The sequence below is a fragment of the Tardiphaga sp. 839_C3_N1_4 genome, from assembly GCF_051811045.1.
In the GTDB taxonomy this organism is placed as follows: domain Bacteria; phylum Pseudomonadota; class Alphaproteobacteria; order Rhizobiales; family Xanthobacteraceae; genus Tardiphaga.
In genome coordinates this window covers 5431744-5449816 of record NZ_JBPWQD010000001.1, presented here as the reverse complement: position 1 = coordinate 5449816, position 18073 = coordinate 5431744, and the positions used below count along the sequence as shown (strand labels likewise).

The 18073-nt window shown below is 61.7% G+C and carries 20 protein-coding genes; 5 read left to right on the top strand and 15 right to left on the bottom strand.

Translation table 11 applies throughout. The features are described 5' to 3' along the window. Window positions 1-54 precede the first annotated feature (54 nt). Complete coding sequence (locus AB8A38_RS26130) at window positions 55-1029, top strand: sugar ABC transporter substrate-binding protein (RefSeq protein ID WP_439087897.1); 975 nt, start codon at window positions 55-57, stop codon at window positions 1027-1029. 45 nt (window positions 1030-1074) lie between these two features. Here the strand turns inward: AB8A38_RS26130 and AB8A38_RS26125 are convergent, their stop codons facing one another. The 6 genes from AB8A38_RS26125 to AB8A38_RS26100 all read right to left on the bottom strand — a co-directional run bounded on the left by AB8A38_RS26125 (window position 1075) and on the right by AB8A38_RS26100 (window position 6019). Continuing rightward, the gene (locus AB8A38_RS26125) at window positions 1075-2043 is read right to left on the bottom strand and encodes a Bug family tripartite tricarboxylate transporter substrate binding protein (protein ID WP_439087896.1); all 969 of its coding nucleotides are present in this window, start codon (window positions 2041-2043) and stop codon (window positions 1075-1077) included. A gap of 33 nt (window positions 2044-2076) precedes the next feature. Continuing rightward, entirely contained in the window at window positions 2077-2364 is a 288-nt protein-coding gene (locus AB8A38_RS26120; protein ID WP_439087895.1) for a cupin domain-containing protein, read from the bottom strand. 66 nt (window positions 2365-2430) lie between these two features. After that, window positions 2431-3450: a quinone oxidoreductase family protein gene (locus tag AB8A38_RS26115; RefSeq protein WP_439087894.1), complete on the bottom strand. Its 1020-nt coding sequence runs from the start codon at window positions 3448-3450 to the stop codon at window positions 2431-2433. Between the two features lie 20 nt (window positions 3451-3470). Continuing rightward, window positions 3471-4355, bottom strand: a complete 885-nt coding sequence (locus tag AB8A38_RS26110; protein WP_439088609.1) for a 3-keto-5-aminohexanoate cleavage protein — start codon at window positions 4353-4355, stop codon at window positions 3471-3473. A gap of 19 nt (window positions 4356-4374) precedes the next feature. Then, entirely contained in the window at window positions 4375-5121 is a 747-nt protein-coding gene (locus AB8A38_RS26105; protein WP_439087893.1) for an SDR family NAD(P)-dependent oxidoreductase, read from the bottom strand. Window positions 5122-5128: 7 nt separating this feature from the next. Then, entirely contained in the window at window positions 5129-6019 is an 891-nt protein-coding gene (locus tag AB8A38_RS26100; RefSeq protein WP_439087892.1) for a dioxygenase, read from the bottom strand. 108 nt (window positions 6020-6127) lie between these two features. Between AB8A38_RS26100 and AB8A38_RS26095 the strand changes: the two genes are divergently transcribed. Together AB8A38_RS26095 and AB8A38_RS26090 are read left to right on the top strand one after the other, a co-directional pair. Continuing rightward, window positions 6128-7156 carry a LacI family DNA-binding transcriptional regulator gene (locus AB8A38_RS26095; RefSeq protein WP_439088608.1) on the top strand — a complete coding sequence of 343 codons (1029 nt, stop codon included), beginning with the start codon at window positions 6128-6130 and terminating at the stop codon, window positions 7154-7156. Window positions 7157-7442: 286 nt separating this feature from the next. Beyond that, window positions 7443-7616, top strand: a complete 174-nt coding sequence (locus tag AB8A38_RS26090; RefSeq protein WP_439087891.1) for a hypothetical protein — start codon at window positions 7443-7445, stop codon at window positions 7614-7616. Between the two features lie 393 nt (window positions 7617-8009). Here the strand turns inward: AB8A38_RS26090 and AB8A38_RS26085 are convergent, their stop codons facing one another. From AB8A38_RS26085 to AB8A38_RS26065, 5 genes are all read right to left on the bottom strand, one after another. After that, window positions 8010-8933 (bottom strand): 3-keto-5-aminohexanoate cleavage protein, encoded by a 924-nt coding sequence (locus tag AB8A38_RS26085; RefSeq protein WP_068734883.1) that lies wholly within the window; start codon window positions 8931-8933, stop codon window positions 8010-8012. 35 nt (window positions 8934-8968) lie between these two features. Next, window positions 8969-9916: a 3-hydroxyacyl-CoA dehydrogenase gene (locus AB8A38_RS26080; protein ID WP_439087890.1), complete on the bottom strand. Its 948-nt coding sequence runs from the start codon at window positions 9914-9916 to the stop codon at window positions 8969-8971. A gap of 8 nt (window positions 9917-9924) precedes the next feature. Next, window positions 9925-12444, bottom strand: a complete 2520-nt coding sequence (locus AB8A38_RS26075) for a branched-chain amino acid ABC transporter ATP-binding protein/permease (RefSeq protein ID WP_439087889.1) — start codon at window positions 12442-12444, stop codon at window positions 9925-9927. 10 nt (window positions 12445-12454) lie between these two features. After that, a complete protein-coding gene (locus tag AB8A38_RS26070; RefSeq protein WP_068734877.1) occupies window positions 12455-13333 on the bottom strand; it encodes a branched-chain amino acid ABC transporter permease in 879 nt (292 codons plus the stop codon). A gap of 120 nt (window positions 13334-13453) precedes the next feature. Continuing rightward, window positions 13454-14710, bottom strand: a complete 1257-nt coding sequence (locus AB8A38_RS26065; protein WP_439087888.1) for an ABC transporter substrate-binding protein — start codon at window positions 14708-14710, stop codon at window positions 13454-13456. A 181-nt stretch (window positions 14711-14891) separates the two neighbouring features. Between AB8A38_RS26065 and AB8A38_RS26060 the strand changes: the two genes are divergently transcribed. Next, the gene (locus AB8A38_RS26060; RefSeq protein WP_439087887.1) at window positions 14892-15590 is read left to right on the top strand and encodes a GntR family transcriptional regulator; all 699 of its coding nucleotides are present in this window, start codon (window positions 14892-14894) and stop codon (window positions 15588-15590) included. 25 nt (window positions 15591-15615) lie between these two features. Further along, window positions 15616-16392: an SDR family oxidoreductase gene (locus AB8A38_RS26055; protein WP_439087886.1), complete on the top strand. Its 777-nt coding sequence runs from the start codon at window positions 15616-15618 to the stop codon at window positions 16390-16392. Between the two features lie 214 nt (window positions 16393-16606). On the opposite strand, the gene AB8A38_RS26050 is transcribed toward AB8A38_RS26055, so the two are convergent. The 4 genes from AB8A38_RS26050 to AB8A38_RS26035 form a co-directional block, all read right to left on the bottom strand. Further along, window positions 16607-16801, bottom strand: a complete 195-nt coding sequence (locus AB8A38_RS26050) for a hypothetical protein (protein WP_439087885.1) — start codon at window positions 16799-16801, stop codon at window positions 16607-16609. A gap of 143 nt (window positions 16802-16944) precedes the next feature. Next, window positions 16945-17448, bottom strand: coding sequence for a YciE/YciF ferroxidase family protein (locus AB8A38_RS26045; protein WP_439087884.1), 504 nt, complete (start codon window positions 17446-17448; stop codon window positions 16945-16947). A gap of 123 nt (window positions 17449-17571) precedes the next feature. After that, on the bottom strand, window positions 17572-17763 hold the full coding sequence (locus tag AB8A38_RS26040) for a hypothetical protein (protein WP_068735371.1): 192 nt from the start codon (window positions 17761-17763) through the stop codon (window positions 17572-17574). 120 nt (window positions 17764-17883) lie between these two features. Further along, on the bottom strand, window positions 17884-18012 hold the full coding sequence (locus AB8A38_RS26035; protein WP_256461248.1) for a hypothetical protein: 129 nt from the start codon (window positions 18010-18012) through the stop codon (window positions 17884-17886). Between the last annotated feature and the right edge of the window lie 61 nt (window positions 18013-18073).

The window sequence follows — 18073 nt, the reverse complement described above, 5'->3', positions numbered from 1 at the left end:
CCCGGCATCACCAGTTCACCACACGTCTCGTCATTCACAACTAGAGGGGCCATCATGCGAACCACCCGATCTATCCGATGCGTTCTTGCCGCCGTCATTTGCGGCACCCTGTTCAATTCGGCAGCGCGCGCCGATGGCGAAGTGATTGCAGCCTTCACGAAGAACCAGGTGGACCCGCATTTCGAGGGCGTGCGCGCCGGCGTCGCGCAGATGGCCGAGAAAATGCGCGCGACGGTCAAATATTACACGCCGACCAAGCCGAACAATATCACCGAAGGCATGTCGCAGCTCGAAGATGTCGGCGTGACCAAGCCCAATCTGATGCTATTCATGCCGATCGACGCAAAGGCGCAACTTCCGACGATCAAGCGCCTAATCGAATCCGGCCTGCCGATCATCAACTACAACGACCGCGGCGGCGACGCGCCTTATCTCTCCTTTGTTGGCCAGGACGATTACAAGCTCGGCTACGACATCGCCAAGACCCTGTTCGACCACCTCGGCGGCAAGGGCAATGTGGTGATCCTCGAAGGCGTCAAGGGCTCCACGACGGGTGACGAGCGCAAGCGCGGCTTCGACGCCGCGGCCAAGGACTATCCGAATATCAAAGTACTGGCCTCGCAGCCCGCCAACTTCCAGCGCCTGCTCGGCATGCAGACGATGGAAAACCTGATCCAGCAGTTCAGCACCATCGACGGCGTGATCGCCGCCGCCGACGCGTCCGCGCTCGGCGCCATCGAGGCTCTCAATGCCGCCGGCCGCAAGAACGTTGCAGTGGTTTCGATCAACGGCGTGCCGGAAGCAGTCGAAGCCGTGAAGGCGGGCAGCCTGCTGGCGATCGCCGAGTTTGACGGCTTCAAGATCGGCTGCGTCGCCACCGCGGTGGGCCTTAACGCCATTCGCGGCCAGAGCGCGCCGAAGCAGGTCACGATTCCGGGCGCGATCATCACCAAGGCGAACTACGCGCCGTGGCTCGTCCCCTACAAGAACCGCACTTGCCCGACGCCCGACGCGTATATCGCGAAGTAACGCCAACGGGCCTGCAGACGCGTCGCGTGCTGCAGGCCTGCCTGCTTACTTGGTCGCCCCGTCCGTCGACATCGCGATGAGCTTGCCATAACGCTCCGCGTCGTTGCGCAGCTCCGTTTCAAAAGCTTCCGGTGTCGAGCTCGCAAGATCGACGCCCTGTCCAGCGAATTGCTTGATCAGGGCGGGATCGCTGAGCGCCTCAGCGACGTCACGCGCGATCTGGCTGACGATGGGCTTGGGCACTGCGGCGGCGGCGAGCAGGCCGAACCAGCTATCATAGGTGAATTCGGGGAGCCCCGCCTCGGCGAAAGTCGGCACATCAGGCAGTTGAGCCATGCGGCTCTTGCCGGTGACCGCCAGTGCACGCAGCTTGCCGGACTGGATGAGATCACCGCCGACACCGAAATAGGTGAAGGCAACCGAGGTATCGCCGCGCATGATGCTGATTTGGGATTCCGGCAGTCCGCGATGCGGGATCAGTACCATCTTGGTCTGCGTGAGATGCCTGAACAGTTCGGCCGCGATGCCGGTGGCGCTGCCGACGCCCGCCGAGCTGTAGCTCAGCGAATCCGGCTTGGCCTTCGCCGCGGTGATCAGTTCGGCCAGCGTCTTGAACGGTGCATCCGGCGGGACGATCAGGATGGACGGCGTCGATCCGACACGACTGATCGCAGCGAAATCCTTGATCGGATCGAAATTGAGGTTCTTGTTGACCACGCCGACCACGCTGTGGCCGTTTGAGGTCAGCATGATCTGCGAGCCATCGGTCGGTCCCTTGGCGACGCTGCTGACGCCAGCGATGCCGGGCCTATTCTCGACGATGACCTGCTGCTTCCATTTCGCGGTCAGCTTCTCGGCCACCGAACGTGCGAGGATGTCGGTGATGCTGCCGCCCGAAAACGGCACCACGATGCGGACGAGTTGGTTCGGATAGGTCTGTGCGACAGCCCGCGTGCCCATCAACGCCGCTGTCGCGGCAAGGCCGGAGCCGACCATAAACTGGCGGCGGTCCATTTGTTTCTCCCTGGAGTATTGAGTGCCGGGCTTTCAGCCTCTTGCGGTGTTGGGCAGTGGCATTGCGAGCAAAACCACTGCCGGTCGTTTCGTCTCGTTGCGCAAGGCGCGCGTCTCGTTCGGCGCGATGCGGCAGGAATCCCAAATGCCCAGGGTGGCGATGCCATCCGGCGTCTCGAATGTCACCTCGCCTTCGAGGACGACATAGAACTTCTCCTCCGGTGAGGCCGAGGGCGTAATACCGCCGCCCGGCAGGATCTGGCTCATGCCGAGCCACATCACATCGCCGGGCCCGGCGTCGCGGCCCTGCAGGCGGAACATCCGCATGTCATTGTGGCCAGGGGCTTCGTAACGCGGGCATCGCTCAGGCGGACAACATGCATGGCTTCACCCGTTAGGCTGAAAAACAAGACGATCGCGCGAGGAGCCGAGCACGGCGACATAGGCCTCTGCAGCGCGCTCCAGCGGGTAGATCGCGTCCGGCTTGATCGGAAACGGCTTCAATGCGCCGCTGGCGAAACCCGGCACCAATTCGTGCAGGATCTCGCCGGCTTCCGGCGATGACAGCGACAGCGAGTCGACACCGAAGAAGGTGTGCTTGCCGCGATAGAAGGCGAAGATATCGAACGGCACGGTGGCCTTGGTGGAGGCAATGAAGATCTGGCGGCCGAGATGCGCGAGCGATTTCGTGCCGGCGTCGTAATAGGGTTCGCCGACAGTGTTGTAGACGATGTCCGCGCCCTTGCCGCCGGTGAGTTCGCGCACGGTCGCGGCGACGTCATTGCGGCTGGAATCGACGACGGTCACCTCGCCATGGGCATGGCCAGCATATAGCTCGTCCTTGCGAACCACGCCGATCACGCGAGCGCCCTGCCAGGACGCGATCTGCGTCGCCGCCTGACCGACCTTGCCGTTCAGGCCGAGGATCAACACCGTCTCGCCGGGTTTCGGCATGCCGCTGCGACGAAAGCCTTCCTGCGCGGTGACAAAGGGCACGCCGATGCCAGCCGCCTCCGCGAGGCTGATGTTTGCCGGCTTCTCGACCAGCGCAGACGCCTCGACCACCAGATGCGTCGCATGGGTGCCATCGCGACCGATCCCGAGTTGGCCGGACGAGCCGAACACTTCCTTGCCGATCAGGTCGGCCGGTCCGTCGATCACGGCGCCGGCGAAGTCCCGGCCAGGCGTACGCGGAAATACGGCATGCGGCATCAGACCGAGCGTCGCCTTGGCGTCCGACGGATTGATCGCGGCGGCCTTTATCTCAACCAGCGCATCGCTTGGCCTGGCGCAGGCGAGTGTGCGTTGCTCGATGCCGAGCGCCACATTCTCGATGCGATCAGCCTTGGCGGCGACCCGCAGGCATGTTGCGGTGACGCTGGAGGAAGTCTTGGCGGCTGCAGTCATTTCAGTCCTCGAATGCTGTGTTATGCGGCGCCCGGCAAATCGAACAGTGCGCGTGCTTCAGCAGGCGTCGCGATCTGCGCGCCGAGTTCTTCGATGATGCGGCGTGCCTTGTCCACCATCACGGCGTTCGACGGCGCCAGTACGCCGCGGCCGAGCATCACCGCATCTTCCAGACCGGTGCGGGCATGACCGCCAGCGAGCACCGATTGCGCCACCATGGGAAATGTGGAGCGGCCGATGCCGATGGCCGTGAAATGCGCATCCCGCGGCAGCAGACCGCGCGCATACAACACAGTTTCCGGCGACGGCTGGAAGCCATATTTGACGCCCATCACGAAGGAGGTGAGCGCCGGGCCGCTGAGTGTACCGTCGGCGAGGAGATCGTGCAGCAGCGCGATATCGCCGGAATCGAACAGTTCGATCTCGGGTTTCACGCCGGCCTCGCGGATGACCTTGGCCATGCGGCGCACATTGCCGGGCGTGTTGATCACCACCTGCCCGCCGGAATTCATGGTGTTGAGATCGAGCGTGCAGATGTCGGGCTTCAGCGCCGTGATATGGGCGACGCGTTCTTCCGGGTTCATCAGCGTGGTGCCAGCGGCGGCGACCCTGGGATCGTCCTGCGAAGGCACGAAGCGACCGCCGGGCCCGGTAGTGATGTTCAGGATCAGGTTACGATTGCGCGCGCGAATGCGCGCCACGACGTCCTGATAATAGTCGAGCTTCATCGACGGCGCGCCGGTGCCGGGCTCTCGCACATGGATGTGCGCGACTGCCGCGCCGGCTTCAGCGGCACCGAGGCAGGCGTCGGCGATTTCTTCCGGCGTGATTGGCAGATGCGGGGTCTGGTCCGGCCGCGTCAGGTTGCCAGTGACGGCGCAAGTGATGACGATCTTGTCGAGCATCGGGCGCATCAATCTCTCCTTATAACGCTCGGCCGCCGTCAACGACGATCAGCGAGCCGGTGGAATAGGTCAGGTGGGTGGCGCAGGCCGCGATTGCGCGGCCGACATCCTCGGCCGTCGCAACACGCTTGAGCGGAATGGTCCCCGCGACCTTTCCGAGCGCGGCCGCATCGCGGCCCGGCACAAAGTCAGTAGCCACCACGCCGGGCGACACCGCCATCACCCGCACTGCCGGCGCCAATGCCCGCGCGAGCGACTTGGTCATGGTGTCGATGCCGGCCTTGATCGCCGCGTAAGCCAGATTGGAGCCGACACCATTCAGCCCCGCAATCGACGAAACGTTGACGATGAGCCCGTCGTCGCTCGCTTTGAGCAGCGGCGCGAAAGCGCGGATGGCCGCGAACTGGCCGCGCCAGTTCACCTTGAACATGTCGTCGATGAACTCGTCGGTCAGCGCGTCGAGATCCCCGATCGGGATCGGCTTGGTGTAGCCCGCGGTGTTGACGAGAATATCGCAGCGGCCGAACGCTCGCTCCACCTCGCCGGCAAGCGCGGTCAGCGTTGCACTATCTTCAATTACCGCGCGTCTGGCGAGGTGGCCTTCGCCCGGAAGGCCGGCCAGCAACGCGTTGGCGGCTGCTTCGCCGGAGCGCCAGGTCACGACGACACGGGCGCCTTCGGCGGCCAAAGCTTGCGCGGCCGCGGCGCCGATGCCGCCCGAACCGCCGATCACCACGGCTACCTTGTTAGCAAGAATATCCGACATCGACAGCTCACTTGATGGGAGGATGAGGGAGCACAGCCTCGCCGGGCTCCATGACGAATGTGTAGTTGAGGCTGAACCATTCGCCAGTGACATCCGGCGCTGGCGGCGCGCCTTCGCCCTTACGGTAATCGCCAATCAGCGCGCGCGTCACGCCGAATACGACATCGCTCTCCAGATGCTCGTCGTCATCGACAAAGATCTGCGTGATCAGCGTCTTGAAGCCCGGCTTGAAGGCAAGCACATGCAAATGCGCCGGCCGGAACGGATGCCGGCGCTGCGCAGCCAGCATCTCCCCGGTCGGACCATGGGTCGGCACCGGATAGCCAGCAGGCTTGACCGAGCAAAAGGCGAAGCGGCCGTTCGCATCGGTCTCAAACACGCCGCGCAAATTCATGTCGGCCTGACCGGCGTCCTGGTTTTCGTACATTCCCGATGGCGAGGCCTGCCAGACATCAACGCTGACACCCGAGAGCGGCGCTCCCAGCGCGTCGGTGATGCGGCAATCGACGAACAGCGGTGCACCGGGCGTCGGCGAACGCAAGATCGAGGCACCATTCTCTACGCGCGGAGCGTTCGCCCGCCAGAACGGCCCGAGCAACGCTGCGGCGGTCTCGCTCGCCCCGTCCTGGCCGTTGTTCAACAGGCAGACCAATGTCGAGAGCCCGACCGCGTCGCTGAACAACACGCCCTCGTTATGGCTGTCAGTCGTGGTCTGGCCGATCCGGTTGAGGAAATCGATGGCAAACTCGAATTCCGCCTCGGTCAGCCGGACCTCGCGAGCAAAGTCGTGCAGATGGCGAACGAAGGCGCTCATGACCGTGCGCAGCCGCTCATTGGGTGCAGCGCTCATCGCGGCAAGCACAACGTCGGTCACGTCCTCCTGGCGCGTAATGATCATCGACCACTCCCTCACATTGCAATTTTTTGGCTATCCACGATGCGCAATCGATTGCACAATTAATGCAATCGATTGCGCAAGTCAACTGCAACAGATAGTTTGGAGATCGTGGCAGGGATGACGACAATCAAAGACGTGGCGCGCGAGGTGGGAGTGCACCCATCCACCGTCTCGCGCGCGCTCGACCCTGCCCGCCGCGGACGGATCGGCGAGCCGGTCGTGCGCCGGATTCTGGAAGCAGTGGAGCGGCTGGGTTACCGCCCAGACACGGTGGCCGCGAGTCTGCGCAGCGGCCGTTCGAACATGGTCGGCATCATCGTCCCGGACATCGCGAACCCGGTCTTCTCGCCCATCATCGGCGGTCTCGAAGACGTGCTATCGGCACGCGGCTACGCGCTGATCGTCGCCGACCCGCAACCGCAACGGACGGGCGCCGACGACATCGTTCAACGGCTCGTGGCACGCCGCGTGGACGGCCTCGTGCTGGCGAATGTCGCGCTCAAGGATAATTCGATCGAGCGTTGTCTGAGTTGGAAAGTCCCTGTCGTGCTTGTCAATCGCGCGGAAGCTGAGGCGCGTGTGCCTTCGGTGGTCTCGGACGATGTGGTCGGGATGCGGCTCGCGGTTGCGCATCTTCTCGAACTTGGGCATCGCCACATCCTCCACCTCGCCGGCCCGCAAATGCTATCGACCGGCTCGCTCCGCCGCCGCGGTTTCGTGGAGGCAATGCACGAAGCGGGTCTCGCGCCGGCTGACAGTGATATCGAAGAAGCTGAAGCATTCACGCGCGAGGCAGGACGCGCTGCTGCACTCAGACTGCTCGCACGACAGCCTGAGGCCACCGCCATCGTCGCAGCCAACGATCTCCTCGCGCTCGGCATCTATGAAGCGTTGCGCGAAATGGGCCGGCGATGTCCGGAAGATCTGTCAGTGATTGGTCACAACGACATGCCGCTGGTGGATCTGGTGGATCCGCCGCTGTCCACGATCCGCATCAGCCACCGCGAGATGGGTGAACAGACCGGCCAACTCCTGCTCGACCTGATCGAAGGCGTGCGCGGCGATGCGCCTTACGTCGTCACAGCGCCCGTGCTCGTCGTGCGCCGCTCGACACAGCCACCAAGGATTTCGCGATAAGCCAGTGTTGGATCTCATTGATTGAGCCAACGTGATTCTGGTTTGGCCCTCGCTTTGAACAAGGGCGGACTCGCATACCGGCAAACCCCTCCGACCTTCTTATCAATTCGGCCCAATCCGGAAGCGGCTACGCCCAAACGATAACAAGCGAGTGATCAGACAAGAGCGCGTTGCATGACAGATCTGACGTCATATGGGATGCATTGAACATTCATCTGCAGTAATTCGGCCGAACTCTACATTCCGTATGATGAAGCTGGGCGGTTCCCACGCTAGGGAACCTAAGATGTCTGATGTTTCTCGCCGCGCTCAACTTATTCTGTTGAAAAACGATCTGCACATCATGCGAGGCCGGGCCCAACGCCTGGATCTAAGCGATGTAGCCTTGTTGATCTCAGAAGCCGTTCTGCTGCTCTCCAATCAGCCGGAGATTTCTAAATCTGACCAGCCGCGCGCCTAACTGCATTGTTTGTCATCGGTGCGTTCGGTCGCCAGGACAAACATACCGACAGCCGCTGCGGTCACCAAAAACGGCATAATGATAAGGGCCATTGACGCCTCCTTGTCGAAGTTGATCTTCGAGCATGACACAGCATCTCTTATGCGGCTCGCTGCTTCCCTAAAGCAGATGGTGAACAGAATCATACAGAGAGATTTGGTTGAGAAACGCCAAATTCATGAACGATAAAGTATGCGATCTGCGCGAGGTCCAGCGCGCAAAATGTCCGCTTTGCGCCAAGAGCAGTGGCCCACCACGTCGCCTTTGTGTCAGAAGCGGGCCATTCGCCAGCGGGTTTCCCTAAAGCAGAGGAGGCGGACATCTCTTGCACTGTCCGCCTCCTCCAGGCATAGCTTAGACCTCCAGCTTGTCTCCACCCTTCAGATCAAGCATCTCGCGCGCTTCATCCGGGGTCGCGATCTCAAGACCCAAGCCTTCGACGATCTTGCGCGCGAGCGTGACCTGCTCGGCATTCGAGGAGGCCATGCGACCTGGCGCCGCCCACAGCGAGTCTTCCAGACCGACGCGGATATTGCCGCCCATGGCCGCGGCCATCGCCGCGATCGGCAGCTGATTGCGACCGGCGCCGAGCACCGACCAGACATACTTGTCGCCGAACAACCGATCCGCCGTGCGCTTCATGTGCAGCACATCTTCGGGATGTGCACCTGTACCGCCCTGCAAACCGAACACCGTCTGGATGAACAGCGGCGGCTTCACCAGCCCCTGTTCGAGGAAGTAGGCCAGATTATAGAGATGCGCCGTGTCGTAGCATTCGAACTCGAAGCGCGTACCCGTCTCGGCCAGCGTCTTCAGGACGTACTCAATGTCCTGAAACGTGTTGCGGAACACGATGTCCTTGTTCTGCAGGTGCTTCAATTCCCAATCATGTTCGAACTTCTTGAAGCGGTTCAGCATGCCGAAGAACCCGAAATTCATTGAGCCCATATTGAGCGACGCCACTTCCGGCTTGTAGACCGCGGCAGGCCGTACGCGTTCATCCACCGTCATGGTGGGCGCGCCGCCGGTGGTCAGATTGATCACCGCATTGGTGCGCTGCTTGATGATCTTCAGGAACGGCGCAAAGGCTTCGGGACTTTGATCGGGTTGCCCGGTCTTCGGGTTGCGCGCGTGCAGATGCACGATGGCGGCGCCGGCTTCCGCCGCATCCACGGCAGCGTCGGCGATTTCCTGCGGCGTCACCGGCAATGCCTTGGACATTGAGGGCGTATGAATAGCGCCCGTCACGGCGCAGGTGATGATGACTTTGCGGCTCATGTCAGTCTCCGTCTTGCTGTTAAGAGATGGTGTAGTCAGGATTTTTCGCCCTGCACGGCCTTGTGAGCCGCCAGCGCTGCGAGGCGTTCGTTGCGTTGCTGCGTCAGCGCGGCAATCCGGTCGGGCGACGGCTGATGCGGCCAGGCCGCTATCACCCGATCGACATTCGGGCTTTGATAAACCTCGGGTCCTGCCGATGCAGCGGCCAGCTCTTTGTAGAAACCGGTGTAGCGCGCGCAGTAATCGGGGATGCCACCGGGCGCATTGAGTTCGATGGTCTCCAGCGGCCCAAGGAACGACCAGCGCAGACCGAGGCCGTCCTTTACGGTGTGGTCGAGATCCTCCGCAGAAACATAACCTTCGCCGACCAGACGAAACGCCTCGGCGAGTAAGGCGCCCTGTAGGCGATTGAGAATGAAGCCGTTGATCTCGCGGTTGACGGTCACGGGGACCTGCCCAATCTCGCGATAGATCTCACGCGCGCGGTCGATGGTCTCCTGCGAGGTCCAGGATGCGCCGCATAGTTCGACCAGCGGCACCAGATGCGGCGGATTGACGGGATGACCGACAAGGCATCGCGCCCGCCCCGGAAGCATTTCAGTGAAGCGGGACGCCACGATGGCCGAGGTGGATGACGCGAGCAATGCATCCGGAGGCGCGAGACGGTCGAGTTCGGCGAAGATGGCGATCTTCTGATCGACATTTTCGGGGCCGTTCTCCTGCACGAAGGCAACGTTCTTCACCGCATCGGCCAGACTTTCTGCGATCGAGATGCGCGCGGCGGCGCCGTTGGGGTCATTGGCAAGTCCGTGGCGGGCCAGCGCATGCAGCTCATCGCGAATAAGCCCGGGCGCAGCATCCAGCGTCGGGCGATGCGGATCTGTCAGCCGCACGGTCCATCCTGCGCGCGCGAAAATCGCGGCCCAGGCGCGTCCGATCAAGCCAACGCCGACGATCCCAACATGTCGATTGTTTACTGTCATTGATGTTCTCACAGCCACAGCACCTTGCGGCGCAGATCGAGATCGTCACGCAGGGCCTTCGACGGCCCCTGATGAATGACCTTGCCCCGTTCCAGGGCCACCGTCGAATCGGACAAAGCCAAAGCGAGATCGAGATTATGATCGACGATGATGATGGCAATTTCCTTGCGGAGCCGGTCAAAGGTTTCAAACAACTGCTCCACGACCGCGGGCGCCAATCCTTCGAATGGCTCATCAAGCAACAAGACGCGGACGTCGCCCGACAGTGCGCGCGCCACGGCCACCATCTGCTGCTCGCCGCCTGACAGATAATCGGCGGGACTGTCGAGACGCTCACGAATGCGCGGGAAATAATCGTAGATGCGCTCGCGGGTCCAATGCACGCCATTGCCAGTCTGCCGCTTCAGACCACCAAGTTCGAGATTCTGCTCGACGGACATGCCCGCGAACAAGGCGCGTCCCTGCGGTACGTAGCCGATACCGAGCCGCGCGGCTTCCGCAGACGATAGGCCGATCAACTCGCTGCCCGCCAGTTGAATAGAGCCATTCGAAGCCGGTGCGATCCCGATCAACGACTTGAGCAAGGTCGACTTACCCGCGCCATTGCGCCCGAGCAGTGCGATGATCTCGTTCTCGTGCAGGGTAAAATTGACGTCGTTGAGAATATGACTCTTGCCATAGAACGTATCGACATTCTTCACCGACAGCAGCGGCTTCGCCCCCGCCGCGGTCTCACGGGGGCGCGCAGCCACAGCCGTCGTACCCGACCCGATATAGACTTCCTGCACCTTCGGGCTGGACCGCGCCTCTTCGACGGAGCCATCCAGCAATACGCGTCCCTCATTCATGACGGTGACGTGGTCGGCCAGCTGGAACACCCGATCGATGTCATGCTCGACCAGCAGAACCGGCAAATCGGTCGAGATGCGCTTGATGATCGCACCGATACGTTCACGTTCGGCAGCAGCGAGGCCTGCAAGCGGTTCGTCAAGCAACAGGACGCGCGGCGCCGTGGCCAGCGCGACGCCCATGTCGAGCAGGCGTTGACCGCCGTAAGACAGCATGCCCGCCTCTGCCTTCTCGATTCCTGCGAGGCCGAGATAGCGGATCACCGCATCGGTCTCCGCGTTGATTGCGCCAATCGATAGCGCGTTGGTCACGGGATCGAAGCGCCGCGGATGCCGTGCTTGCACCGCGAGGCGGATATTTTCGCCAACGCTGAGCGCGGGAAACAGGTTGGTGATTTGGAACGAACGCCCAATACCTGCCCTCGCAATATCTTCCGGCGTATGGCCGGCGATAGGCCTGCCCATCAGCGACACACTGCCCTGATCCGGCTTGTACATGCCCGACAGCAGATTGAACGCGGTGGTCTTGCCGGCACCGTTCGGACCGATCAGCGCATGCAGCGTGCGATCGGCGATGGCGATGTCGACGCCCTGCACCGCCTTGATGCCACCGAAGCTCTTCACCATATGGCTGGCGGCAAGCACAGCGCCATCGACGGACGATTTCGGCTTCAGGAATTCCGGCAACGGCAATACTTCGATGCGCCGCGCCGACATCGCCGCGTCTTCTTCCACTTTCTTGCGGAATGGCGCGATCAGCCGCTCGCCCATGCCGATCAGGCCGGTAGGCGAGAAGATGATGAAGCCAACGAAAACGAGACCGAACCAGAACAACCAGTTCTCAGAATAGATGCCGAGAAACTCACGAAACAGAATGAAGAAGAGCGCGCCCAACGCCGGCCCGAGGAAACTACGCATGCCGCCGATCACGACCATGGCCAGCAACTCGCCGGAGAACGCCACCGAAATGGGATCCGCCGACGTCATCCGGTTTTTGTAGAGCAGCAGAATGCCAGCCAGCCCGGTGATGGTAGCCGACAGCACGAAGGCGGCGAGCTTGTAGCGATTGGTGGGGTAGCCGAGGAAGCGTGCACGCTGTTCGTTTTCGCGGATCGCCACCAGCACCGAACCGACCGTGGAATTATGGAAGCACCACAGCAGGATCAGCACGAGAAACGCGATCAGCGCCACGAACCAGTAATAGGTCGCACCCGCATCGAGGTCGAAGCCAAGCAGTGCCGGCCGGGTGATGCCGCCAAGACCGTTCTCGCCACCGGTGACGTCGGTCCAGCGGAACGAGACGCTGTAGAGCATGGCCGCGAGCGCCAACGTCAGCAGCGAGAAATACACGCCGCGGCGGCGCAGGATCAGGTAGCCAAAGGCAGCCGCCGTGATGGCCACCACGACAAGTGCAAGCAGCGTCGGCCCGACGAATGAATTCGGCATCCAGTTGCGCTGGATCAGCGCTGCAGCATAGGCCGCGAGGCCGAACCAGGCGCCATGACCGAACGAGACGAGACCGGTGTGCCCCACCAGGATATTCAGAGCCATGCAGGCCAGTGCAAAGACGACGATCTCCGTCGCCGACGTCACGGTCAATCCGAGCGCCAGCAAGATCGGCGGCAGGATGAGCAAGCCGATGCCCGCGATCAGCAATGGAACGGGAAGACGATTCAACATTGGCATCGCCTTACTCGAACCGCATGATGCGTTCGCCGAACAAGCCGCGCGGCCGGAACAGCAACACCAGAAGCATCAACAAATAGATCGCCGCCGTGGACGCCGCCGAATAGCCGATGCCGACCATGACGCCCTTGACCAATCCGACCAGCAGCGCAGCGATCACCACGCCCCAGAACGAGCCGAGGCCGCCGATCACTACCACCACGAAGGCGGGCGTGATGATCTCCTGCCCCATCGCCGGATGGATCGAATAGATCGGCGCCAGCAACACGCCCGCGAGTCCCGCCAGACCAATACCCAGGGCTGCGACGACCGACATATAGGGCTGCAGCGAGATACCGAGCGCTCCGACCATGTCCGGATTTTGCACGCCGGCCCGGACCACACGGCCGAATGAGGTCTTCTGCAGCAGCACCCAGAGCCCGACCACACAGGCCACGGCAATGCCGAGCAACACCACGCGATAAAACGAATAGATGAAGCTTCCGATCGCGACCTGACCTCGCAGCGCTGGCGGGATCGAATAGGACAACGGCGGCGCGCCGAAGATCATGCGCAAGGCCTGCTCGGCGACCATCGCGAGCCCGAAAGTCAGCAACAGCGAGAGAATGGGATCTGACCGATAGAAGCGCCGGAACAACGTCCGCTCGATGACAACACCGAGCAGCGCAACGACAACGGGGGCCACGACGAATGCGCCACCGAAGCCGAGATAGGGCGAAATGACAAGGGTAAGATAGGCGCCGATCGCATAGAACGCGCCATGCGCGAGATTCACGATGCCGCCGAGCGAGAAGATCAGCGACAAGCCGAGCGCAATCAGAAGATAATAGACACCATCAAGCAGCCCATTGAGGATCTGCTGGGTGAGCAACATGGCGGACATGATATGGGCTCCGCAGTCGCGCGCCGGCGCGCATCTGACAGGGGTCGGAAGGACGAGACCGAAGCAACTCGCGAGCAGAATGTCGGCGTCTCGCCCGAAAGCGAAACGCCGACATTGTTGCTAGCTCGGGAATTTGCAGACGTTCTCTTCCGCGGTGGACGCGATAACTTCGAGCGGTTCATCCGGCCCCGGGACGGCCGGGCTCGATGAGAAGATGTCCCACTGGTTCTTGATCTTGTCGGCAGGCAGCGCCGTCACCGCATACATTTCGTGCATCAGCTGATGATCCGATGCGCGGAAGTAGCCGGGACGTGTCTTCAGCAAATCGAACTTCGCGCCCTTCTCGAAATACTCGATGATCTTCGGCGACTCGGCCGATTTCAGCTCGTTGATGCTCTGTGCCACGATCTTGGTGGCGATGTAGTCGCCCCAGGCCTGGTTCTCCGGCGGCTTGTTGTACTTCTTGGTGAAGGCCGAGACGAAGGCCTTGCTGCCAGGCGTGTCCAGCAGATGATGCCAGACCACAGGCCAGGTGCCGACGAAATTGCCCTTGCCTGCAGCCCAGGCCAGAGCCGTGTCGAAGCCGAAACCGCCGACCGGGAAAGTCAGACCGAATTCGGCATACTGCTTGAGGAAGTTGGTGATCTGGTTGCCGGCAAGATTGATCACCACGAGATCAGGCTTGGCCTCGCGTATCTTGAGGAGATAGGCAGAAAAGTCCGTGGCGTCGGTGGGCACCAGGTCGTCGCCGGCGAAATTGCCGCCATTGGCCTGCATGAAGCGCTTCGACACGCTGAGCAGGTCATGGCCGAAGGCATAGTCCGCCGTGAGCGAGTACCACTTCTTGCCCTTCACCAGACCGTCGCGCAGGAACGAGCGGCCGACCGTCTTCACATACATCGAGTTCTGCGACTCGACGTGGAACATGTAGCGCTGGCAGTCCTTGCCGCGTAGCGCATCGGAATTTCCACCGGTGTTGATGAACAGCGTCTTGTTGCGCGTGGCGACCTGCGCGATGGTCAGACACGATGCCGAAGAAATTTCGCCGATGATACAGGCAACCTTGTCGCGCTCGATCATGCGCTCCGCCTTGGTCGAAGCCGTCTGAGGATTGATCGAGTCCTCCTTGAGCAGCTCAACCTTGCGCCCCATCATGCCGCCAGCGGCATTGATCTCTTCGACGGCGAGGTCGATGGCCATGACGCCATATTCGCCGAGCGGGCCGAGAAAGCCCGTGCGCGGCGTGAGATGGCCGATGCGGATGACCTCGGAGGTCTGCGCGCTCAGGACCGATGGTGCAGAGAGGCCGGAAGCAAGTGCGAGACCGCCTGCGGTCTTCAGCAGACTGCGGCGCGTGAATTGATTGGTGTTCGACATCAGATTCGTCTCCCTGATACGGCCGCGCGGCGCGGCTGTTTCCCCTCCGGCAGGCGCCGCACTCTTCTGTTGAGAGGGCTTTGTCCGCTTGCCGTGATCTGTGATCACAGTTAGAGTTGCAAAAGACGGGGACTTTGTCGAGTCCCTCCCTGCAATTTCGCGACGATACCCGGAGACCGCGTTGAACCTGCCGACTGCACTGACCCTTGTGGAGCCGCTCGACCGCCAGACGCTGGGCGAGCGCGCATATGCGCAACTGGCGGATCTGCTCATCTCGGGCAGGCTCGCGCCTGGCGAAAAGCTGTCATTGCGTACGGCCGCCGAGGTGCTTGGCGTGTCCATAATGCCGGTGCGCGAGGCGGTGTCGCGGCTTGTGGCCGACAAGGCATTGGAAGTCGCGGCAAACCGTGCCGTGCGCGTGCCCGTGATGTCGGCCACGCAGTTTCGCGATCTGACGAAGGTGCGTATCGCTATCGAGGGTCATGCCGCAGCAGAGGCAGCGCGACTACGTGGCGACACTAATCTCGCTTCCATCGCTACCGCAGAAGCGGCCATGCGCGCAGAAAGTGAATTGAAGGCACCCGACCTGCCGCGCGCCGTCGAACTCAACAAGACGTTTCACTTTGCCGTTTACGAGGCCGCGCAATCGCCGATCCTGGTCGAGATCATCCGTGCGCTCTGGCTCAAGGCTGGCCCCGTCATCAATCTCGATCTGCGCGGCAATCCAGATCGCCTGGCCAAGGGTGAAGCGGTCCGCTTTCACGCCGATGCCCGCAAGGCCATCGAGACTGGCGATGCAGATGCCGCCAAGACTGCGATCGCCGCCGACATCACCAGCGCAGCCAACTTCATCCTCTCGCGCGGCGGCCTCTCCGCCTAGTTCTCACAAAGTCCCCGGAGCCACCATGGATCTCAACATCGAGGGTTTGCGCGTCATCGTTACCGCGGGCGCCAACGGAATTGGCCTCGCCATCGCACGCGCCTTTGCCGGCGAAGGCGCACGCGTTCATGTCTGCGATGTGGACCAGGCTGCTCTCGCCGCACTCACAGCGAGTGATCCCGCAATCACACAGACACATTGCGACGTTGCTGATCGTGCGTCAGTTCGAAGACTGTTCGATGAGGCAACAGCTAAACTCGGCGGCCTCGACGTCCTCGTCAACAATGCCGGCGTCGCAGGCCCGACCGCCAAGGTCGAGGAGATGCATCCCGATGACTGGGACCGCTGCCTGAACATCTGCCTGACCGGCCAGTTCAACTGCACGCGCCTCGCCGTACCGCTGCTGCGCCAGAGCAGCAACGGCTCCATCGTCAACCTGTCCTCGGCGGCTGGCCGCGTGGGCTTCGCGATGCGCTCACCTTATGCCGCAGCGAAATGGGGCGTCATCGGCTTCACGAAATCGCTCTCCATCGAGCTCGGCCCCGATAACATCCGCGTCAACGCCATCCTGCCTGGCCTCGTCGCCGGCGATCGCCAGCGCCGCGTGCTGGAAGCCAAGGCGCAGCAGCGCGGCATTTCCTTTGCGGAGATGGAGAAAACGGCGTTCTCCTATACGTCAATCAAGGACTACGTCACACCGGAACAGATCGCCGACCAGATCCTGTTCCTGGCCAGCCCACGCGGACGTACGATCTCGGGCCAGGCTATTTCGATCTGCGGCGACACCCAAATGCTAGGCTAGCCGTCGATGCTCAAGACCCGAGCAAGCCAACCGACGACACTGCGAAGCAGTCTCTAATTTCTAAGTTCGCAGTGGATCAGGTACGGACGAAGCCGATGCTTTATGTCGGCCGGAACGCGCTGCACGAAATAGGCAGAACGCGAGCTTTCCGCTTCATCGCCGCGATCATCGTCGCGACGATAGCAGCTATGATCACCGCAGCTTTTCAGACAAGCTAGCTGTTGCGCTGTCGGTCGTACTCGCGAAGGAATGTCAGACCGTGCACCGTCAAACGGTGGTGATCTTTCTCACCGCTGTCCACCAGCTCATCGAGGTGCATGGAAAGCTTTTGCCGAACTCCGGGCGCCTCGGAATGACCTGAGAGCGCCCCGTAAATGTCGAGGGCGCGATCGACGGCCTGGATGTTCATGGCTGGCCTTTATGATGGCAGAGGCCATCTGTATCCGACGCGCGGTGCGGCGGTTGTCCAATGTAAAGCTCGCCAGCGCCAAATGTTCCAGACTTTCTCAAACACCGGCAGATCCCGGCCGCCGAAGCAGCCGGGTATCTGTGTCACATCTCGGCTTCAGCTTCGACGTTGACGACCGACTTTGCCAGACTGGTCAGCGCAGCGTCCGTAGCCTTCTCTTCCTTCAGAGTCGCGTCGAGCAACGAGGCCGCATCCGACATGCCCAGTTCTTGCGCCCATGTACGAAGCGTGCCGTAGCGAGACATCTCGTAATGCTCCACCGCCTGAGCGACTGCCAGGAGGCCGGCATCGAGCGCGGGCATGCCCTTGTACTCGGTCATGATCTCGGTCCCCTCCTTCGTGATGCCCATGATGGCTGCACAGGTCTTGGCGACGGGCTTCTTGCCTGCAATCTTGAACACGCTCTCTAGGCGCTTGATCTGACCTGCGGTTTCCTTCTGATGTTTCAGGAAGGCCGCCTTCAGGCCCTTGTTGTGAGCGGCCTTCGCCATCTTCGGCAGGGTTGCGAAGATCTTCTTCTCGGCGAAATACACATCCTTGAGGGTGTCGTGGAAAAGGTCGGCGAGCAGCTTGGGCTTTTTAGCCATGGGGTTTCTCCAATAAAAAGCCCCCGCTGATGCAGGGGCCTCGCATTCTCTGGTTGAGGTTATTCACGCCCGACAAGTCGCCGTAAGGATTTATGTTCCAGCAGGCGAGGAAGACCTCGAATATCAGCCTTTGCCTGCCCAGGCCGGGCGTTCCCCTAGCCATGGCGGCAGCGCCTCCCACTCGGCAGATCTCATCCGGCGCTCCTCGCCGCCAACATTGATGAAAACAAACGGTGCATCTTCCTGCCCTGTCTTGGAGCCGGCGAACATCGCTGGTGTACCGTACGCATCTCGAATTGCCGTCTTGATCGACATGTCTTTCCTCGATCTGTGAACATTTCGATGACGTAACGTTGACGCATCGTCGCCACGTGAGCGGGCTCTCTGTTCAACGCCGAACGGGAAGCGTCCAGTGCTACCGCGCGAGGAGTAGTACTATTTCTTTCTGACCGCACCCAGCGCCGGCATGATCTTGGGACCGCCGCCTTTGAGGCTCTCTGCAGCAGCGATCGTCTTGACCGGCACCTTCTTCGGTTTCTTGGTTTCGCGATTTCCCTTGGCCATATCGTACTCCCGCTATGTGAACTCGAGCGTTACCACGGCTGGCACTGAAAGACCGATTTAT

Coding starts and splice junctions, on each gene's coding strand:
- AB8A38_RS26130 (WP_439087897.1), top strand. CDS start 55: ATGCGAACCACCCGATCTATCCGATGCGTTCTTGCCGCCGTCATTTGC.
- AB8A38_RS26125 (WP_439087896.1), bottom strand. CDS start 2,043: ATGGACCGCCGCCAGTTTATGGTCGGCTCCGGCCTTGCCGCGACAGCG.
- AB8A38_RS26120 (WP_439087895.1), bottom strand. CDS start 2,364: ATGTTCCGCCTGCAGGGCCGCGACGCCGGGCCCGGCGATGTGATGTGG.
- AB8A38_RS26115 (WP_439087894.1), bottom strand. CDS start 3,450: ATGACTGCAGCCGCCAAGACTTCCTCCAGCGTCACCGCAACATGCCTG.
- AB8A38_RS26110 (WP_439088609.1), bottom strand. CDS start 4,355: ATGCTCGACAAGATCGTCATCACTTGCGCCGTCACTGGCAACCTGACG.
- AB8A38_RS26105 (WP_439087893.1), bottom strand. CDS start 5,121: ATGTCGGATATTCTTGCTAACAAGGTAGCCGTGGTGATCGGCGGTTCG.
- AB8A38_RS26100 (WP_439087892.1), bottom strand. CDS start 6,019: ATGATCATTACGCGCCAGGAGGACGTGACCGACGTTGTGCTTGCCGCG.
- AB8A38_RS26090 (WP_439087891.1), top strand. CDS start 7,443: ATGTCTGATGTTTCTCGCCGCGCTCAACTTATTCTGTTGAAAAACGAT.
- AB8A38_RS26085 (WP_068734883.1), bottom strand. CDS start 8,933: ATGAGCCGCAAAGTCATCATCACCTGCGCCGTGACGGGCGCTATTCAT.
- AB8A38_RS26080 (WP_439087890.1), bottom strand. CDS start 9,916: ATGACAGTAAACAATCGACATGTTGGGATCGTCGGCGTTGGCTTGATC.
- AB8A38_RS26075 (WP_439087889.1), bottom strand. CDS start 12,444: ATGTTGAATCGTCTTCCCGTTCCATTGCTGATCGCGGGCATCGGCTTG.
- AB8A38_RS26070 (WP_068734877.1), bottom strand. CDS start 13,333: ATGTCCGCCATGTTGCTCACCCAGCAGATCCTCAATGGGCTGCTTGAT.
- AB8A38_RS26065 (WP_439087888.1), bottom strand. CDS start 14,710: ATGTCGAACACCAATCAATTCACGCGCCGCAGTCTGCTGAAGACCGCA.
- AB8A38_RS26055 (WP_439087886.1), top strand. CDS start 15,616: ATGGATCTCAACATCGAGGGTTTGCGCGTCATCGTTACCGCGGGCGCC.
- AB8A38_RS26050 (WP_439087885.1), bottom strand. CDS start 16,801: ATGAACATCCAGGCCGTCGATCGCGCCCTCGACATTTACGGGGCGCTC.
- AB8A38_RS26045 (WP_439087884.1), bottom strand. CDS start 17,448: ATGGCTAAAAAGCCCAAGCTGCTCGCCGACCTTTTCCACGACACCCTC.
- AB8A38_RS26040 (WP_068735371.1), bottom strand. CDS start 17,763: ATGTCGATCAAGACGGCAATTCGAGATGCGTACGGTACACCAGCGATG.
- AB8A38_RS26035 (WP_256461248.1), bottom strand. CDS start 18,012: ATGGCCAAGGGAAATCGCGAAACCAAGAAACCGAAGAAGGTGCCGGTC.